Raw genomic sequence first — 19892 nt, 5'->3', positions numbered from 1 at the left:
CCATAACCAATTGATTTACTGCTGGTTGCGAACTTGCTTTTTACACGTATTTTTGCCTTTATCTGTAGATGTTTTACCCGAAATAATGTCATGATTTTTCAATCCGTTGTCTGCGCTTTTCAACGTATTAACATGAAAAGGTTTTCTGTGTCGGAGGATGATAATAAAAGTAGGTAGTTGACTGTTTTGGCTATGTTTTAATTTAATAAACAACTTCATTTTTTCCGTTAAATCTATACGAAAAGTGTCCACGCATTTAACGGATGAACCATAAATCCATTGCAAAGTGAAACATTCTTCTTTATTTAGCCTGTATTTGTTAAAAAAAATATTAACTTTGCAGTGTGAACATAAAAACCTAACAACATAGGACTTAGCTTGCATACGATAACAAAGATCAATAAACTTTTTATAAAATAAATGAAACATTTTTTACACATTTTAGTACTAACGTTTGTATTAGTCTCGCCATTGCGAGTACTTGCTGACACTGTTACTTTTGATTTTAGTACTGACCAAGGAATCAGTGCTTTAGGAATTGAAAAGCCTGATAATGGTAAGGGTACGAACTTAAAAGACAAAGCCTATACCATCGGAGATGTCACCATGACATACACAAATGGCACTGCCACTACTCGTATATGGAACTCTAAGGGCACAACTGAACTGCGTTTCTATAAAAAAGGTGGTAGCATTACCTTCACCGTACCGACCGGGCAACAGGTTACAAACGTTGTTTTTAATGGAACATTGAAATGTAAATGTACTATAGGAGCACTTAATCGGCTTGAATGGACTGACAACGGTACACCCACTAACACTGTAACCTTTACCGCAAAAGAAACAAACAATATCCAAACAATCAAAATCACCTATTCAAGTGCGAAACCAGCAAAACCTATTGTCAAGGTAAATAGCATCCAGGAACTCAAAGCCTTAGAAAGCGGAAGCTATGCTACACTCAGCCTTACCGATGGCAATAATGGCAGTATGGCTCGTGTACTGCATGTTTACGGCACTGGCAACACGCAGGAGATATATATACGTGATAACACCGGTGCGGTGTGCTTCTACGGCATCAACCCCAATGTACCCTTTGCCTGCAATCAGCATTTGGCAGGACAGATTACAGGTGAATATGTCTTGGAGAATGGCATTCCACGCTTTAAGGCAATCAGTGACAAGACCAATACAGCATATCTTATCATTGCTGCTCCTATAACAGAGAAAGAGGTACAACCAAAAGAGATTGAAGCCACCGAGTATTCCAACAATATTGCGGATTGGGTTCTCCTGAAGAATCAGAGTCTTATCAACGAAGAACTCGCTACACAAGAGGGTATTATCATACGCAATCGTTTTAACAGCACTGCCAATAAAGATAAGTACACAGAGCCATATAAGGGGGCTATTGTTGACCTTGCAGGTATTGCCGTACCTAATGGAGTGAAGCATGAAATCAATCCTATCTATCAGAACAGCCTGCGACCTATCGTCTTCGTTGTTGATGAGGAAAAAGCATTCGTATCACCTCAACAAGACATTGCAGATGCAGCTGTTCGTTTGAAGCGTACCCTCTCCGCTGCATATTGGAACACTTTTGCTGTTCCATTCGACATAGAAAGTGAAGATGTGGAAGATGCGCAGATTGCCAAGTTTACAGGAAAAGTGGAAGGCTGCAGTATGATTTTTGAGAATGGACAGACCCATATAGAGGCAGGTGTACCCTATATCGTGAAATGGGATATAAAAGACCCTACCTTTGAGGGAGTAACACTCAAAGCTACAGAAGCGAAGACTGTGAAATCAGACGATGGTCGATTCTGCTTCATAGCTACATACGGACCAACCCAACTCGCCCTCAACAAGACCGAACGTTATCTTGCCAAAAACGGCAATCTTTATTATCCTGCAAGCGCAGACAACAAGGCTAACCTCCTGAAGGGACTACGTGCCTATTACCGCATACCTACCACAACTGAAGCCAAAATCGCCTTCTTCGGCGAAACCACAGGTATCACCATCCCAGAAGTACATACTACTCCTAACCAGTTCAAGGTGTATAACCTCAATGGGCAGTACATTGGCAACAGCCTTGAGAACCTGCCAAAGGGCATCTATATCGTGAATGGGAAAAAACTTATCATCAACTAAACAGAAACACATAATTATGAAAAAGAAAATCTATATAACTCCTGCTATTGCTAACATTCTCGCTGATACAGCTAATTCCATCATGCTCACTGGAAGTAACAAGGATGTAAATGAAAACGGATCAAATGTGAACACTGGAAATGATCACGGATCTGGTAATGCTTGGGAAGGCGGATGTGCAAAGGAGAACCCTTGGAGCACAGACGATTATAACTACCAAAACTAAATATACTTAAAAATGAAAAAGAACATTCTCACTTCACTGTTGTTGCTCCTTAGTATAGTAGCGACGGCACAAAACAAGAAACAGACAATTACCATTACTACTAAACTTGGTGATGTTCATACCTACGTCGTAGGTGAAACCATTGATAGTACCCGAGTCATTGAGGGTGTGGGTATCAAGGTTTATCTTAAAGGGAAAAAGGAATCGGAGGACTACCTCTTCTCGCAGATTGCTTACACAATTACAGAGGAAACCACCCCTACTCCAACTCCCAATCCATCAGGTAAGAACGCCAACCGCAACACGGATAATGACTTACGCAAGAACCCTGAGGGATGGCGTCTGGAGTTCCCACGGTTCTATCAAGGAACAAATAAAACCTACGAGATTACCCATTATACCACAGAGGGAACACTGGGGAAATTGGTTAACTACTCTGTAGAGTGGGACGGTACGCTAAAAGCTAACCGCTGGAGCTGCTACCAGATGTACAGTCCAATAACAGAGAAAAAAGTAAACAGAAAAGATGCTTTCCAACAGGATCCAGACATCCCGTCAGATGTACAACCCACCCTTAAAGATTACAAAGGTTCTGGATTCGCCCGTGGACATCTCTGCCCATCAGGTGACAGAGTCTACTCCACAAAACAGAATGAGCAAACATTCTACCTAAGTAATATGCAACCACAAATACAAGGACACAATGGAGGTATATGGGGAAAACTTGAAAGTAAGGTGCGTGTATGGAGTGACAAATGCGATACACTCTATGTTGTGAAGGCTGCAACCATTGATAAAGATGAGTATATATGCAATCAAGCTGATCTAAAAGAAATGGCACAGAAAGAGGGAAAGAGCAAGTCACTTCATTTCCCCTGTGTCATACCTAAATTCTTCTATATGGCACTGCTTGCCTACGACAAAAACACGAACACCTATCGTGCCCTCGGCATCTGGTCTCCTCACTACAATGGAAGCCAACCAGAATATATCACCATCAAGGAACTACAGAACCGTACAGGTATTGACTTCTTCTGTAACCTTGACGATGACATAGAGCAAGCCGTAGAAGAAACCGTAGACCACGCTTTCTGGCAGTATTAACACTGAAGGCTTATCAAACATAAATGTATGGGCGCACAATCTGTGCGTCCATACAATCAATCCAAGACCATCATTTTACCCTCCAAGAACGGTATATTACTTTGGGTGCATCATAATTTAGAACGACAAGAAAAACCGGGTGAGCCATCATCTTTCGTATTGATAACTCATCCGTAACCTTTTCCAGCCAACATTCGTTCAATCATAAAGAAAGCTATTGCTGTCCGATAAAATTCAAATAGCATACTCTCCTTTATGCGGATTCTCTTTTAAACTGATCATATCATATTGCCGTTGGAAAAGTAAGTCCCCCTATCAAATAGTTTGCTTATGGTAGTATAATCCTTTTCTAACAACCAACTGCTTCTATCTCGACAACATATTGTAAGGTGTTCAGTATTCAACACCATTGGTGTTTGCCAACAGCACCCTACGTGTTTGCCAACAGCACCATTGGTGCTTGCCAACAGCACATTGGCAGAAAATGGGAAGAGAGGAGTATTATTGTCATTATAATAAGGTATTGTAAGCCCCTAATGCCTAACCTATATGGGACTGTTTTATCGGATTACCTGCAAAAGGACTCTTCCTATAAACGCATAGATTGGAAATAGAATAAAGGCTTATCCACCTGCATGGTATGACTATCCAAAATCAGATGGTCTTACAAGGGGGGATAAACTACAAGATAAAAGGCAGAAAAGGCAAATAGATAGTATGTCTTTCCATTAGCATGTCTTTTCGTCTTCTACAAACAACTTGTCCCCATATCATCGGCACTTGTAAACTATTTTCATGTAAATCAAAGATAACACATGGTCTCTTGGCTTTGAAAAGACGCCCAATTGACTTGCAATAGATGCCCTTTTGAGGTCTTACTAACGCCCTTTTGAAGTCCAACTAAGCACCTTTTCTTGCACTGCTTTATAACTAACTGATTTACTGTTGGTTGCAAACTTGCTTCTTACACGTGTTTTTGCCTTTATCTGTAGGTGTTTTACTCGAAATTATGTCATGATTTTTCAAAACCCTATCTATGTTTTCAACGTATTAAAATGAAAAGGTTTTTGTTGCGGAGGATGATGACGGAATAGACAGCCAAGACGGTCTTGGCTATGTTTTTGCTTAATAAACAGCTTCGGTTCTTCCGTTAATCCTATACGAAAAGCATCCACGCATTTAACGGAAGAACCTATAAAAGGAAATAGGGATGTGTGCTACATCCCTATTTCCTTTCCTATAAGATACTGTGCTTGTTCTTTACGTGTAAACTTAAAAGACAAGTATTTACAAGCCACAACTTCTACAGCAGTTTCTCTATTTCCTCCTCAAGATTCTTGATTTGTGAAGGATTCTTCACGATGTTGTTGCCACGGTCGATGAGGTAAATGATAGGTAAAGCCTGTGCCGGAGCAGTATAAGCCTGACTGATCCCCGTATCATCATAGACATTGACCCAAGGCAGATTAGCCACCTGTTCTTTCCAGAAGTGGGCATTATCATCCAATGAAACCATATAGATTTCCAGTCCGCGGTCGTGATACTTATTGTAAAGGTCACGCATCTGCATGATATACTCTGTAGAGCCCTTGACTGCAAAGACGTGGAAGTTGAGCAGGACAACCTTTCCCTTGAAGTCGGTCAGATGACGTTCTGCACCACGGTTGTCACGCAACGGAAGGTCAACAACCCCCATCTCCTTTGCCTCCAGTTCCACAGGTTTGTTCTGTGCCTTCACGATACGTTCGTCCTTCATTCCCTTGATGGTGATGTTATGCAGGTTCTGTGTACGTTCCGAACCGGGATAATAAGTATCCCAGCTTGTAGCAACAGCACCGAACACCTTATTGTCAGACAGGTCTTTGGTCGGATCAAATATCAAATGTGCCTGATTACCGATAACAATGTACTGGAACAAAGCAAAGTAACTGTACGCACGCATCGGCTCTTTGAAAATATAGTTGCGTGACACATCCTGCTTATAGTCGCTCATCAACACATTGATTATGGAGTCAGCAAGGTCAGGACGCTCCGCAAGGATTGACTGGCAACGTGCCTGCAGGTTAATCTGCTTCAGTGCCAGTTCCTTGATCTTCTCGTTTTCATAGGAGCCGTTCACCGTATAATCAGTTGCCATCTGCGGGTAGGTAGCCTTCACATCGACCGTCTCAGTCGAGTCAATACCGATGTTGATAATCTGTCCGGCAATACGCAGACGATAGAACTCAGGGTTATCAATCCTGTCACCCGAGAACGAGAAAGTACCTTTTTCATCGAGTTTCACCGAATCAACAGTCGAGAACCCATCCAGTCCGTTATGCTCAAAATAGAGCACCGAGTCCTTGGCATTTGCAATAGAACCTGTCACATGGAACTGCTCACCCGAACAGCTTGCCAGTGCAGCTAGCCCCACAACAGCAAATCCTGCCGCCAATATTCTTCCGGTTTTATGCTTCATTACTTAATAGATATTACGTTCTAAAATTTATGTTTCGTGCAAAGGTAACGTAAATTGATAAAACTGCAAAGCAAATACGTGCAAATATTGTCAAACTAACATACAACAAATAATCATTGTAGCACCAAAATGGCGCAATGTCCATACAGTCCTCCTAATCACCATAAGCTATACCATGCTTGTCAAGTATATATCTGATACTCATTGCGACATGGTAAGCCAAGTTTACAGGAACAGCATTACCAATCATCTTATATCCCATATTGACATCAGTATATAAGAAAATGTGGTCATCCGGGAACGTCTGCACCCTTGCAACTTCACGAACCGACATGCGTCTATACAGTTCTTCTTTGCCAGGCACAAATATCTGCTTATTCTTTTCAACCTTTATCATCTTTGGAGCCTGGGGATGTAACTGGCACTGACGACCGCTTGCCTGAACAGTAAACCCAGGTTCATCCCAACTTCTGACTCTGTTCCGGGATAAAAATATCGGAGAATAAGCCCCAGTAAAGTATTCATGATTAGGTACGGCACATTTGTCGCCATTGGTTTTATTCTTCTCAAGTGCAGGAATCGCATTATCCTTGAGATCCCAAATACACTCACGAAGCGTTGGTTTATGCTTACATGGAATTGGATATTCATAATCATGGATATTCAAGTCCTTACGGAAACCGATAAAGAAAACACGGTCACGATCCTCAGGAACATCGAAATCATTGGCGTTTATCATCTTCAAGTTCACATCGTAACCAGCCTTGTCAAAAAGTTTCATGAAGCCATTGACCGCCTCCGAATGACGCTTTGCAAGTATACCAGATACATTTTCCGCAACGAAGAACAAGGGTTGAACAGCCTCCAAAATACGTATATACTCATAAAACAGCTGACCACGTGCATCGTCAATACCTTTCAAACTGCCAGCTTCACTCCATGACTGACAGGGAGGACCACCGATGATTCCTGCAACATGCTTAGGAAACTCACCGTCCTTTACATTCCTTATATCTCCCTCAATTAACTTTGTATCAGGGAAGTTTGCCTTAAAAGTTGGACATATCTTCGGGTCAAACTCATTAGCAACCACAGTCCTAAAACCAGCATTGTGAAAGCCCTTATCAAGACCACCGGCACCAGAAAACAAACTTATTAAATTCACTGTACCTTATATATTATTACTTTACACTTAATCATTTCCGCTGGATTCTGAGGATTAGGCACATCTTCATCGTTGACAACAACGCCATGACTCATGCAGAAAGTTTCAAAATCCGACTTATTCCCAAAGCTGTTATACTTAGTCTCGGGAATGACAGCTATTAATCTGAAAGAAGTTTTTTCCTCCTTATCCTCATCTTCATACAAATACTCAAACTGCTTGAAAGGTGAAGCTATAACCCACATACCCCTTACCCTGAGACTTGAAATGCCAAGATGATCAACCTTGTTTACCCTTCCAAGCTCTTTCGTTTCAGACAACTCTACACCTTCCAACGTCTGAACACACTCTTTTATAGTATTCTCTACCTTTTCATAAACATTGTGGGCATCGCAATAAACATCTCCATATACAAAGAATATATTATGTAAAATGGATTTTCGAACATGTCCTACAACGTAAATCATGTCTTTTATATTCCATTCTTCGCAATTCTTACACTCTACTGAAATTTTCGGATTACCTGAACTTAATTTATTTTTAGGATAGCTGCTATTAAGCTGTAAGGTGTTTTTAACAGACTCTACCTTCTTTATTTCTATAGCATCGCTATCCTTTAACATCGCATCAGGAGGATTTGTATTATTGCCTAAATACGAGAATGTAGAGTTACGTTGAGAATTAATTGTTCTTTGGTCTTTCCCAATACAATCGGCAAAGGCATTCTTCACATAATCTTCAAGAGCTGCCCCCATCTGATTTACCCTATTCTGTATTTGCCCAGGAGTATTTCCAGAGAGGTCCAAGGAGTTGCCCACAATCGCTGTTATAGCTGTTAGAATATTTCCCATAAGTCATTAAACAATTAGTTAAACACTGTACATTGAAAACTATTTTAATCACTACATGTCATTAAATACCCCCACTTTCGTCTACATCTAAAAACAATAGAGCAAATGACTACCATGATAACCGATTAGCAAAGGTACTAAAAAATCTCTATATGGGACTCATTATGTATGTTTTTTGAATCTTCAAATAAAAACAAAATGACCTTCATGGAATTGTTTTCATGAAAAGAATTCGACAAACTCACTGGAAATCGTTACCAGAACATAGTCTCAAACAATGTCAAAGCAAGGTATGCCCCCCACAGTCACGGCTTTATTATCCTCATACTGCAATTATATGGTGAGTAACAAAGCCATAAAAAACAAAAAACCAGCTATAGTTTGCGAATAATTTATTAAATTTGCAACCTATAAGAATATATTCGATTTAAATATAAATATGAACGTTTTAGAATTATCTGAGCAGGAGATTGGTCGCCGCCAAAGCCTGCAGGAATTGCGTGAGATGGGGATTGACCCCTATCCAGCAGCAGAGTTTCCAACGAATGCTTACTCTACTGATATCAAAGAGCAGTTCAAGGAGGACGAACAGCGTGAGGTTGTAATCGCTGGTCGTATGATGGGACGCCGTGTCATGGGCAAGGCTTCCTTCGCAGAATTACAGGATAGCAAGGGCAGAATCCAGGTTTATATCACTCGTGACGACATCTGTCCGGGTGAGGATAAAGAATTATATAACAAGGTGTTCAAGAAGTTGCTGGATATTGGTGACTTCATCGGAGTGAAGGGTGAAGTGTTCAAGACACAGATGGGAGAAATATCTGTGCATGCCAAAGAGATTACCCTCCTGGCAAAGAGCTTGAAGCCACTGCCAGTTGTTAAGTACAAGGACGGCGAGGCATACGACAAGTTTGAGGACCCGGAGCAGCGTTACCGTCAGCGTTATGTTGACCTCGTTGTGAACGAAGGTGTGAAAGATACTTTCTTGAAGCGTGCAACCGTATTGCGTACGATGCGCCAGTTCTTCGATGAGGCTGGTTATACTGAGGTTGAAACTCCCACCTTACAGAGTATTGCAGGTGGTGCGAGCGCACGTCCATTTATTACCCATTTCAATGCCCTCAACGTCGATATGTATATGCGTATCGCAACAGAACTTTATCTGAAGCGTCTGATCGTTGGTGGTTTCGAGGGTGTATATGAAATCGGCAAGAACTTCCGTAACGAGGGTATGGACCGTTTCCATAATCCAGAGTTTACTTGTATGGAACTTTATGTACAGTACAAGGACTACAACTGGATGATGTCTTTCACAGAGCGTCTGCTTGAGAAGATATGTACAGAGGTAAATGGCAAGCCGGAAGTACAGGTTGGTGACAAGGTTATCAGCTTCAAGGCTCCATTCCGTCGTCTGCCTATCCTCGATGCTATCAAGGAGAAGACAGGCTTCGATCTCAATGGAAAGACAGAGGAGGAAATCCGCCATATCGCCGTCAACGAGCTGAAGTTGGAAGAGATTGACGAAAGTTTCGGTAAGGGTAAGCTCATTGATGAAATCTTCGGTGAATTCTGTGAGGGAACATACGTTCAGCCAACCTTCATTACTGACTATCCTGTTGAGATGTCACCGCTGACAAAGATGCACCGTTCTAAGCCAGGACTGACAGAGCGTTTTGAGTTGATGGTGAACGGTAAGGAACTTGCAAATGCCTATTCAGAGCTGAATGACCCGATTGATCAGGAGGAGCGTTTCCTCGATCAGATGCACTTGGCAGACAAGGGTGACGATGAGGCGATGATAATCGATCAGGACTTCCTCCGCTCTTTGCAGTATGGTATGCCTCCAACTTCTGGTATCGGTATCGGTATTGACCGTCTGGTAATGCTGATGACTGGCAAGGAATACATCCAGGAAGTATTGCTCTTCCCACAGATGAAGCCAGAGCCAAAGATTCCGCAGTCTTCTGTCAAGGAATGGGCTGAGCTTGGTGTTGCTGAAGACTGGGTATATGTTCTGCGCAAGGCAGGCTTCAACCTCATCTCTGATATCAGAGACGAGAAGGCTCAAGGCTTGCAGCAGAAGCTCGGAGAAATCAACAAGAAGTACAAGCTCGGTTATGAGAAGCCCTCTGTCGACGATATTCAGCAGTGGATTGACGGAGCTAAGGAAAAGTAAAAAAGTAAAAGGATAAAAAAGTAAAAAGGGTAGAAAGCAGGACGAATAGTTAAAGGAGAAGTACTATTATAACAAATAATATTAGGTTATAATACGATGCTCATACCTTTTACAGTTTCATCTCTTCACCTTTTTACTCTTATTCTTAACGCCTATGTTCGACGTTGGTAAAATAGCAATCATTGGAAGCGGTAGCTGGGCAACGGCTATCGCTAAGATTGTTGTGGAGCATACGCACCATATCGGTTGGTACTTCCGACGTGACGAAAAGATAGAGGAGTTCAAGCGCAGAGGACACAATCCTTCTTACCTTACAAGTGTGAGGTTTAATATGAATGAGGTGGTACTCTCTTCGGATATCAACAAGATTGTACAGGAGTATGATACTTTGGTGTTTGTAACTCCTTCTCCTTATCTGAAAGCCTTGCTGAAGAAACTGAAGACAAAGCTCAGTACAAAGCTGATAGTAACGGCTATCAAGGGTATTGTTCCTGATGAGAACCTCGTCTGTTCAGAGTATTTTCATGAGGCATACGGTGTTCCTTACGACAATCTTGCAGTTATTGGTGGACCGTCCCATGCGGAGGAAGTAGCGATGGAACGCCTCACCTATCTTACTGTAGGCTGTTCCGACCTTGAGAAGGCACGTGCCTTTACGGAGGTATTGGTATCAAACTATGTCAAGACCAAGACCTCGCCCGATGTTCTTGGAATTGAGTATGCTTCTGTTCTGAAGAATGTCTATGCCATATCGGCTGGTATTTGTTCTGGTTTGAAATATGGTGATAACTTCCAGGCAGTGCTGATGTCGAATGCAATGCAGGAAATGGACAGGTTTCTCAATACGATAAATCCAATTCAGCGTTCCATCATTGACAGCGTATATCTTGGTGACCAATTGGTGACGGGATACAGTAAGTTCTCTCGCAACCATACCTTCGGTACGATGATTGGTAAGGGTTACAGCGTCAAGTCGGCACAGATTGAGATGGAAATGATTGCTGAGGGATATTTCGGAACAAAGTGTATGAAGGAGATTAACCGTCGTCTGCACGTCAATATGCCTATCCTTGATGCTGTCTACAACATCCTTTATGAGCGTATCAGTCCACAAATAGAAATAAAATTATTAACAGATTCATTTAGATAAACAGAATATGGAAAGTATTAAGTTAGACATCACGAAAGCCGCCCAGTTCTTGAATCCGGGCGCAGTAGAGGCTTATGCTCCTCACGTAGCTGCTGCTCAGGACGCTTTGGAGAAAGCTACTTGTCCTGGTAATGATTTCCTTGGATGGTTGCATTTGCCATCAAGCATTACTCCAGCATTCCTCGGTGAGATTCAGGCGGTAGCCAATACACTCCGTGAGAAGTGCGAAGTGGTTGTCGTTGCTGGTATCGGTGGCTCTTACCTCGGTGCCCGCGCTGTCATCGAAGCATTAGGTAACAGCTTTGCTTGGCTTGTAAATGACAAGAAGAATCCGACCATTCTCTTTGCAGGTAACAATATTGGCGAGGATTACCTCGCTGAGTTGACAGACTATCTGAAGGACAAGAAGTTCGGTGTTATCAACATATCTAAGTCAGGTACAACAACAGAGACAGCACTCGCATTCCGTCTTTTGAAGAAGCAGTGTGAGGACCAGCTCGGCAAGGAGGCTGCGAAGGATGTTATCGTTGCTATCACTGACGAGCATAAGGGTGCTGCGCGTGCTGCTGCAACCAAGGAAGGTTACAAGACTTTCATTATTCCTGACAACGTAGGTGGTCGTTTCTCAGTACTTACTCCGGTAGGTCTGCTGCCAATCGCTGTCGCAGGTTTTGACGTACAGAAACTTGTTGAGGGTGCACAGGTAATGGAGAAGGAGACTTCGGTTGATGTTCCTTTCGCAAGCAACATTGCCGCACGTTACGCTGCTGTTCGTCAAGGTCTCTACTCACAGGCAGGCAAGAAGATCGAGATTGTTGCTAACTTCCAGCCAAAGCTCCACTTCTTTGCAGAGTGGTGGAAGCAGCTCTACGGCGAGAGCGAGGGTAAGGAACACAAGGGTATCTTCCCTGCTGCTTGCGACTTCACCACCGACCTGCACTCAATGGGTCAGTGGATTCAGGAGGGTGAGCGTTCTATCTTCGAGACTGTTATCTCTGTTGAGGAGCCTAATGCCAAGGTGCTCTTCCCACACGATGAGGAAAATCTTGACGGCTTGAACTTCCTCGCTGGTAAGCGTGTTGATGAGGTGAACAAGATGGCAGAGCTTGGTACACGTCTGGCACATGTTGACGGTGGTGTTCCTAACATCCGTGTCAGCGTTCCAACACTGAACGAGTATTACCTTGGTCAGCTTATCTACTTCTTTGAGAAGGCTTGTGGTATCAGCGGTCTTATCCAGGAAGTAAATCCTTTCAACCAGCCAGGTGTTGAGGCTTACAAGAAGAACATGTTTGCTCTTCTCAACAAGCCAGGTTACGAGGAAGAGAGCAAGGCAATTCAGGAAAGACTGACTAAAGAATAAGGACCTCCCCCAACCCCTCCGAAAGAGGGGAAGGAAGCTCCACCCAACCTCCCCGAAAGGGGAGGAGCACTTAGCGGAATGTAGTTAAAGGGAGTGTGGGTAGCTTTCAAGGGGAGTACTATTTTATAACATTCTTAATGTATCCTCAAGTTCTTCACATAGCTGGAGGGACTTGAGGATAATAATATATAATAAGGTAAAGAAAACTGCTATGTCGTCTCAATCTCTGCAAAACACCCCCTCCTCCAGTACGATTACTTTGAGAGTTCCTCAAGTTGTCCTCTTTGATATGGACGGTGTTCTCTACGATTCAATGCCCAACCATGGTGTTGCGTGGCAGCGTGCTATGAAGGAATTTGGTATTCATTTCACGCTTGAAGATTCATACGCAACGGAAGGAGCACGTGGCGTCGATACCATACGTAAGTATGCCAAGGCACAACTCGGTAAGGATTTGAGTGAGGGGGAGGCGCAACGGATGTATGATGTGAAGGCGCATTACTTCCACGAAATGCCCGAGGCAAAGGTATTTGATGGCGTAATAGATCTTATGCAGAAGATCAAGGCGAGCGGATTAAAGATTGGTATTGTGACAGGAAGTGCGCAGCTTCCATTGATTGAGCGTGTCACCCGTGACTTTGGCGACTTCGTTTCTGCAGACCAGATTACGACTGCTTATGATGTGAAGCGTGGTAAACCGAACCCTGACCCTTATCTGATGGGATTGCAAAAGGCTGGTAATTATTCACCAACAGAGGGTATTGTCGTTGAGAATGCACCACTCGGTGTGCATGCAGGTGCGGCAGCAGGCTGCTACACGGTGGCTATCAATAGTGGTCCATTGGATGATTCAGTCCTCTTGAATGAAGGTGCAGACATTCTTTTTCCAACCATCCGAGAGTTTGCTGATAATTGGGAGCGTGTCTTGGACAGTCTTTCAAAACGCTGATTAGGTCCTTTCCACTTTAAGTATCGTAGGTCGTTTGCAAGACTACAAGGCATTCAAACAATTGGTGTTCACCCTTCGCACCATTGGTGTTAAGCCCTCGCACAGTGTGTGCTGGGCATCCGCACGATGATAAGAAATGGAAAGAAAATTTTATTGTGTCTTATCTAACTAATTGATTTGTAGTGTGTTTATGCGAAGTGTCAAAAGTAATCGCAAAATGAATCTAAAAACAGCTATAGTAATATAGCCGCATCTCTACAAGCTGTCTTTTCATCATGAAAAGGATGTGAAATAAAAAAATCGTGAAGCTAAAAAGCCTCACGATATTTATTTTCTTCCTTATCTTCCAGCATTGAAAGGTAGCTGTTATATCGGCTTTCAGCGATATAATGTTCCTCGATAGCCTTTCTTACAGCGCAGCCAGGCTCGTGTGTGTGCGTACAATTTGAGAACTTACAGTCCTTTGAAAACTTGAAAATCTCACGGAAGTAGCTTGTCAGCTCTTCACGTTCTATATCGAAAGTTCCGAAACCTTTGATACCTGGCGTGTCAATAAGATATCCACCCATTGGCAGTTCCAGCATCTCGCTGAACGTTGTTGTGTGCATACCCGTGTTATGCGCATCGGAGATGTCAGCCGTACGAAGGTTCGCATGAGGCAGGAGAGCATTGATAATCGTTGACTTTCCCACACCACTGTTACCGCTCAACAGCGTGACTTTACCAGCCAGCAGCGGCTTCATCTTCTCTACACTGAACTCATCAGCTGGTTCTGCACTCGCCTGCACCTCCACACACTGATAACCGATTGTCTCGTAGAGATTCATCACAGCATGCTGATAACGCAGCTCGTCTTCGGAAAGCAGGTCATGCTTATTGAACACTAACGTTACCGGAACACGGTAAGCCTCAGCCCCTGCAAGGAAGCGGTCAATGAAGGTGGTGGATGTCTCGGGATAGTTTACTGTGACTATCAAGAACGCTTGGTCGATATTGGCAGCGATGATGTGACTCTGCTTCGAGAGATTAGGCGACTTACGGATAATATAGTTCCGGCGGTCTTCTATCTCTGTAATGAAAGCCGTTCCCTCCTGGTTAGGCGTGATAATGACGTAATCACCAACAGCCACAGGATTGGTGGAGCGAATTCCCTTCAGACGGAAATTGCCCTTGATTTTGCTGTCTATCGTCTTGCCATCCTCGGTTTTCACCGTGTACCAGCTACCAGTGTTCTTTATTACTAAGCCGCGCATAAAAATAAAAAAGCCTCCCCCAGCCCCTCCAAAAGGAGGGGAGTGCCTGATGGAAGCCAGTTAGAATAATATTCTATCACTAATAAGTGCCTGTTATTCCCCCTTATATCTTCTCATGTGAACGAGGTATAGATAATATACAGATATATTTACCTAATTACATTCCCTCTCCTTTCGGAGGGGTTTAGGGAGGCTCTTAAACGGTCATAATCTCCTTCTGCTTATCTTCGAGCAGTGATTCAACCTGCTTGATAAACTTGTCGTGAATCTTCTGCAAGCTCTCCTCAGCATCCTTCTCGTTGTCTTCAGAAAGACCGTCCTTGATGGCTTTCTTAAGTTTCTCCTTGATGTCAGAGCGGACATTACGGATTTCAACCTTTGTGCGCTCACCAATCTTGTTACACTGCTTCACCAGATCGCGGCGACGCTCCTCTGTTGGTTGAGGCAGGTTCAGACGAATCAACTCACCATTGTTCTCTGGTGTGATACCAACATCTGAATCCATGATAGCCTTTTCAATGTCCTTGATAGCTTTCTTATCCCATGGCTTGATAGCGATGGTACGTGCGTCAGGCACCATGACTGTGGCAACTTGATTCAAAGGAACCTTTGAACCATAGGAATCAACTCGTACACCATCGAGGATGGCTACGTTTGCACGGCCAGCACGGATGCGCTGCAACTCATCACTGAGATACATCGTTGCCATTTCCATGCGCTCGCTGGCATCATTTAATGTCTGCTTAACGTCTAACATATATTCGTAATATTAAATTTCAACTTTACAAAAATAGATATTAATTCGGATATGGACAAGATTTTACTTTACTTTTTTGTAAAAACAAGGAATTATATCCGTCATGTCCTTTCCTCATAAGAAAGAGGTCTCCTGTGACTCCTGCCTAAAGCGGTGCGTTCCGTTATTTCTGCTGGAAGAGATTACTTGTTTCCTCCATCAGTAGGGCGATAACACGTTCCAAACCATCTTTATCATCGTCATTGAAGTCGTCAAGGCGGATGCTGTCGATGTCAAGTACACCACAGAAAGTGTGTGAAGAATCGTACATAGGAACGACTATCTCGCTGCGAGAAAGACTGCTGCAAGCAATGTGCCCGGGGAATTCCTCTACGTCAGGAACAATGAGCGTGCGACCTTGTTCCCATGCTTTGCCACAGACCCCTTTGCCGAATGGGATGGAATAGCAGGCTACCGAACCTTGGAAAGGTCCTAATGAGAGGGTTTTACCTTCCTCATGAAGGTAGAAGCCCGTCCAGAAGAAACGTTCCGGGAAGGCTTCGTGCAAGGCTGCTGACACGTTTGCCAAAATGCCCACAAGGTTTGTTTCGCCCTTGATGAGACCCACTATCTGCGGTATAAGTTGGGCATATTGTTCTTTTCTTGTCATAGGTAATTTAACTCCTTTCAACTTATTGTCCAAGAATATTCAACTGTTCAGCAACCATATTGGTCAAGTCTACAAACTGTGCAATAGACAGTTGTTCAGGACGTTTCGTCATAATGTCCTGTTCGTAGAAGCCATCAGTCGGTTTAGCCACGTTGAAAATCTGTCGAAGGCTCACACGTAACATCTTACGTCGCTGGTTGAATACGGTCTTTACCACCCGCTTGAAGAGTCGTTCATCACAGCCGATGTCAGTCACTTCATTGCGTGTCATACGGATAACAGCACTCTTTACCTTTGGAGGTGGGTTGAAGACGTTTTCATCTACAGTAAAGAGATATTCCACATCATACCACGCTTGCATCAATACGGATAGGATACCGTATGTCTTTGAGCCAGGTGCAGCTGCCATCCGAAGGGCGACCTCACGCTGAATCATACCCGTACAGCAAGGGATAAGATTCTTGTAGTCAAGCATCTTGAAGAATATCTGCGACGAAATATCGTATGGATAATTACCCGTCAGGACAAACTGCTTGCCCCCGAACACCTGCGTCAGGTCCATGAGAAGGAAGTCTTCACCAAGAATGTTCTCACGTAGTTTAGGGAACTTCTCATAAAGGTATGCAACGCTTTCCGAGTCAATCTCCACAGCTTTCACTTCACGTGGCTTCTCGACAAGGTACTGAGTAAGGACACCCATACCCGGTCCAATCTCCAATACTGGTATGTCTGGACAGGCGTCGACGGTGTCAGCAATCCGGCGGGCAATATCCAAATCGGTAAGGAAGTGCTGACCCAAATTCTTCTTTGGCTTGACTGATTTCATAATTTTTCTTTATTTGCCCACAAAGATACTCATTTTATTTTGCATTGAAAAACATTTTAATTATCTTTGCTCCATTATATGAGGACGAAGAAACTGTTCAACAATACTGTGAAGATTGCATTACCGTTACTGCTTGGAAGTGCAATCCTTTATTGGATGTATAGGGGATTCGACTTCTCCAGCGTCAGACATGTACTTCTGCATGAAATGGACTGGACATGGATGATTCTCTCTCTCCCTTTCGGCATTCTGGCACAGGCTTTTCGCGGATGGAGATGGAAACAGAGCCTTGAACCTATTGGCGAGCATCCCCGCTCGTCGGTTTGTGTCAACTCTATCTTCCTTTCCTATGCTGTCAGTCTGCTCATTCCACGCATTGGAGAGTTTGCCCGTTGCGGGGTATTGAACCGGTATGACAAGGTTGCTTTTCCGAAGGCTATCGGTACAGTCGTTACTGAACGGGCGGTCGACACGCTCATCGTTTTGCTTATCAGTGCCACTGCTTTCCTGATGCAGATACGGGTATTTACCAACTTCTTCTCAAGGACTGGCACACGTATTGACGATATCTTCAGGATGTTCTCACCTACCGGCTGGCTGGTAACGGCTATCTGTGGCGTTGCATCCATCATCCTCTTCTATTATGTGCTGCGCCGACTTGCTTTTTACAAGAAGGTGAAGGAGATGCTGGGAGGTATATGGCAGGGAATCTGCTCGTTGCGGAAAGTAAGGAATATTCCCTTGTTCCTTTTCTACAGTCTGGCAATATGGGGAAGCTATTTCCTACATTATTACCTGACTTTCTACTGCTTTGATGCAACGGAAAGCCTCGGTCTTTCCTGTGCACTTGTTAGCTTCGTCGTGGGCTCGGTAGCCGTTATCGTACCAACACCTAACGGAGCAGGACCGTGGCATTTTGCAGTCAAGACGATGCTGATTCTCTATGGTGTGGCTGACAATCAGGCACTCTTTTTCGTACTGATAGTACATACCATTCAGACATTGCTGGTTATCCTCCTGGGAGTTTACGCATGGATTGCACTGAGCTTTACCAAGACACCAGTCCCATTGGTCAGCCCGGCTCAACTTACCCGCCCAGCGAAGAGTGTGGAAGGATGAAGCATTGAAAGAGGAAAGCCGTGACATCAATGCCCTGACAGGAATACTATTGCTGTTCTGACAGAGAGAGAATTGGAATATTGAGACAACGAGATAAACAATTTATAATAACCTTTTAAAATCAACATTATGAGTGAAATCAGAAATCTTAAACCAGAAGACCTTTGGAGAAACTTTGATGATCTGACACAGGTTCCACGTCCTTCCGGATTACCAGAGAAAGTACAGAAATTCTTGTTAGACTTTGCTGCAAGAGTTGGTGTTGAATCATATGTCGATTCTGGCGGTAATGTCGTTATGCGTAAGCCTGCCACACCGGGATATGAAAACCGTAAGACCGTTCTGCTGCAGGCTCACATGGACATGGTCCCACAGAAGGCTCCGGACAGCAATCATAACTTTGAAACCGATCCGATTGTGACACATATTGTGGATGGATGGGTATATGCAAACAATACAACACTTGGTGCTGATGATGGTATCGGCGTTGCTGCTATCATGGCTATCATGGAGGATAAGACGTTGAAGCACGGTGTTGTAGAGGCATTGATTACCCGAGATGAGGAAACAGGTATGTATGGTGTCAACGAGATGCCAAGCGGTGAGTTGCATAGTGACATCCTTATGAACCTTGACTCTGAGACATGGGGCAAATTCGTCATCGGTTCTGCAGGTGGTGTTGACATTACTTCTACCTTGGAATATAAGGAAGTTGCCAACGATGAGGAAGCAGCAGTCAAGGTAACTTTGAAGGGTTTCCGTGGTGGTCACTCCGGCCTTGAAATCCATGAGGGACGTGCCAATGCCAACAAGGAGATGGTACGCTTTGTCCGCAAGGCTGTTACTGAACTTGATGTCCGCTTAGCTTGCTGGGAAGGCGGTAATATGCGCAATGCAATTCCATTCAAGGCAGAGGTGGTTCTTGCCTTGCCACAGGCAAACGTTGCTGCTTTAAAAGATATGGTAGCTGCCCAGAAAGCACTCATCGAAGACGAGTTCAAGGGAATTGAGCCAAATGTTGAATTCTTCGTTGAGGACACAGAGAAGCCTGCAAACCTTGTTCCTGTAGATATTCAGGACAACCTTATCAACGCCATCTTTGCTTGCCATAATGGTGTTTTGCGTATGATCCCATCTTATCCTGACGTTGTTGAGACTTCATCAAACCTTGCAAAAATCAATATTGACCCAACAAAGGCAACTATCATGATTCTTGCTCGCTCAAGCCGTGAGGACATGAGAGACTACATCTCTGCCCAACTTGAGAGCTGTTTCAATATGGCTGGCATGAAGACAGTCTTCAGTGCACACTATGGCGGATGGGACCCGAACCCAGAGAGTGAAATCCTTAACCTCCTGAAGAAGGTCTATAAGGAGCAGAATGGTGTTGAGGGCATCGTGCAGGTAGACCACGCAGGTCTTGAATGCTCTGTCATCCTCGGTAAGTATCCAGGTATGGACGTTGTAAGTCTCGGCCCTACACTCCGCAGCCCTCACACAGCGAAGGAGCGTCTTGAGATAGCAACTGTTGAGCCATTCTGGAAACTTCTTGTTCAGACTTTGGAGGAGATTCCTGTTAAGTAGAGCCCAGTGAGGCTGTGACAAAACAGCTGAATAAAATAATAGATAATGGAACTGCTTTCTGTCTTTCTGTATGAAGACAGAAGGCAGTTCTTTTTTTATCTATATTTC

General features: G+C 43.7%; 17 protein-coding genes. 9 read left to right on the top strand and 8 right to left on the bottom strand.

Features of this window, described 5'->3' with window-relative positions; all coding sequences use genetic code 11:
• Positions 1–15: 15 nt before the first annotated feature.
• Positions 16–384: a hypothetical protein gene (locus ADJ77_RS14530; protein WP_025077957.1), complete on the bottom strand. Its 369-nt coding sequence runs from the start codon at positions 382–384 to the stop codon at positions 16–18.
• Between the two features lie 36 nt (positions 385–420).
• On the opposite strand from ADJ77_RS14530, the gene ADJ77_RS01290 reads away from it, so the two are divergent.
• Genes ADJ77_RS01290 through ADJ77_RS01280 form a run of 3 tightly spaced genes read left to right on the top strand, consistent with a single transcriptional unit; the run spans position 421 to position 3484 of the window.
• On the top strand, positions 421–2154 hold the full coding sequence (locus tag ADJ77_RS01290) for a hypothetical protein (RefSeq protein ID WP_050695948.1): 1734 nt from the start codon (positions 421–423) through the stop codon (positions 2152–2154).
• A gap of 16 nt (positions 2155–2170) precedes the next feature.
• The gene (locus ADJ77_RS01285; RefSeq protein ID WP_234398068.1) at positions 2171–2380 is read left to right on the top strand and encodes a hypothetical protein; all 210 of its coding nucleotides are present in this window, start codon (positions 2171–2173) and stop codon (positions 2378–2380) included.
• Positions 2381–2392: 12 nt separating this feature from the next.
• The gene (locus ADJ77_RS01280) at positions 2393–3484 is read left to right on the top strand and encodes a DNA/RNA non-specific endonuclease (protein ID WP_025077959.1); all 1092 of its coding nucleotides are present in this window, start codon (positions 2393–2395) and stop codon (positions 3482–3484) included.
• Between the two features lie 1303 nt (positions 3485–4787).
• Here ADJ77_RS01280 and ADJ77_RS01275 read toward each other — a convergent pair.
• The 3 genes from ADJ77_RS01275 to ADJ77_RS01265 form a co-directional block, all read right to left on the bottom strand.
• A complete protein-coding gene (locus ADJ77_RS01275; RefSeq protein WP_025077960.1) occupies positions 4788–5942 on the bottom strand; it encodes a TlpA disulfide reductase family protein in 1155 nt (384 codons plus the stop codon).
• 154 nt (positions 5943–6096) lie between these two features.
• Entirely contained in the window at positions 6097–7107 is a 1011-nt protein-coding gene (locus ADJ77_RS01270; RefSeq protein WP_025077961.1) for a DNA cytosine methyltransferase, read from the bottom strand.
• Positions 7104–7958, bottom strand: coding sequence for an NgoPII family restriction endonuclease (locus ADJ77_RS01265; protein ID WP_025077962.1), 855 nt, complete (start codon positions 7956–7958; stop codon positions 7104–7106). The genes ADJ77_RS01270 and ADJ77_RS01265 overlap by 4 nt, the downstream gene beginning before the upstream one ends.
• 439 nt (positions 7959–8397) lie before the next feature.
• Here ADJ77_RS01265 and lysS point away from each other — a divergent pair, with 439 nt between their 5' ends.
• The 4 genes from lysS (at position 8398) to ADJ77_RS01245 (ending at position 13596) form a co-directional block, all read left to right on the top strand.
• Positions 8398–10134 (top strand): lysine--tRNA ligase, encoded by a 1737-nt coding sequence (lysS, locus tag ADJ77_RS01260; protein WP_025077963.1) that lies wholly within the window; start codon positions 8398–8400, stop codon positions 10132–10134.
• Between the two features lie 154 nt (positions 10135–10288).
• Positions 10289–11284: an NAD(P)H-dependent glycerol-3-phosphate dehydrogenase gene (locus ADJ77_RS01255; RefSeq protein WP_025077964.1), complete on the top strand. Its 996-nt coding sequence runs from the start codon at positions 10289–10291 to the stop codon at positions 11282–11284.
• Positions 11285–11291: 7 nt separating this feature from the next.
• Entirely contained in the window at positions 11292–12647 is a 1356-nt protein-coding gene (locus ADJ77_RS01250) for a glucose-6-phosphate isomerase (RefSeq protein ID WP_050695947.1), read from the top strand.
• Between the two features lie 211 nt (positions 12648–12858).
• Entirely contained in the window at positions 12859–13596 is a 738-nt protein-coding gene (locus ADJ77_RS01245) for an HAD family hydrolase (RefSeq protein WP_025077965.1), read from the top strand.
• 308 nt (positions 13597–13904) lie between these two features.
• Here the strand turns inward: ADJ77_RS01245 and rsgA are convergent, their stop codons facing one another.
• The 4 genes from rsgA to rsmA all read right to left on the bottom strand — a co-directional run bounded on the left by rsgA (position 13905) and on the right by rsmA (position 17081).
• A complete protein-coding gene (rsgA, locus tag ADJ77_RS01240) occupies positions 13905–14849 on the bottom strand; it encodes a ribosome small subunit-dependent GTPase A (RefSeq protein WP_025077966.1) in 945 nt (314 codons plus the stop codon).
• Between the two features lie 196 nt (positions 14850–15045).
• Positions 15046–15606, bottom strand: coding sequence for a ribosome recycling factor (gene frr, locus ADJ77_RS01235; RefSeq protein ID WP_025077967.1), 561 nt, complete (start codon positions 15604–15606; stop codon positions 15046–15048).
• A gap of 163 nt (positions 15607–15769) precedes the next feature.
• On the bottom strand, positions 15770–16255 hold the full coding sequence (locus tag ADJ77_RS01230) for a GAF domain-containing protein (protein WP_025077968.1): 486 nt from the start codon (positions 16253–16255) through the stop codon (positions 15770–15772).
• Between the two features lie 22 nt (positions 16256–16277).
• A complete protein-coding gene (rsmA, locus tag ADJ77_RS01225; protein ID WP_025077969.1) occupies positions 16278–17081 on the bottom strand; it encodes a 16S rRNA (adenine(1518)-N(6)/adenine(1519)-N(6))-dimethyltransferase RsmA in 804 nt (267 codons plus the stop codon).
• Positions 17082–17159: 78 nt separating this feature from the next.
• On the opposite strand from rsmA, the gene ADJ77_RS01220 reads away from it, so the two are divergent.
• Positions 17160–18200 carry a lysylphosphatidylglycerol synthase transmembrane domain-containing protein gene (locus ADJ77_RS01220; protein WP_025077970.1) on the top strand — a complete coding sequence of 347 codons (1041 nt, stop codon included), beginning with the start codon at positions 17160–17162 and terminating at the stop codon, positions 18198–18200.
• A 129-nt stretch (positions 18201–18329) separates the two neighbouring features.
• Positions 18330–19784 (top strand): aminoacyl-histidine dipeptidase, encoded by a 1455-nt coding sequence (locus tag ADJ77_RS01215; RefSeq protein WP_050695946.1) that lies wholly within the window; start codon positions 18330–18332, stop codon positions 19782–19784.
• Positions 19785–19892 lie beyond the last annotated feature (108 nt).

The organism is Prevotella fusca JCM 17724 (assembly GCF_001262015.1).
Lineage (GTDB): Bacteria > Bacteroidota > Bacteroidia > Bacteroidales > Bacteroidaceae > Prevotella > Prevotella fusca.
Note: the sequence above shows the minus strand (reverse complement) of the source record. Positions and strands in the feature narration are given on the sequence as shown.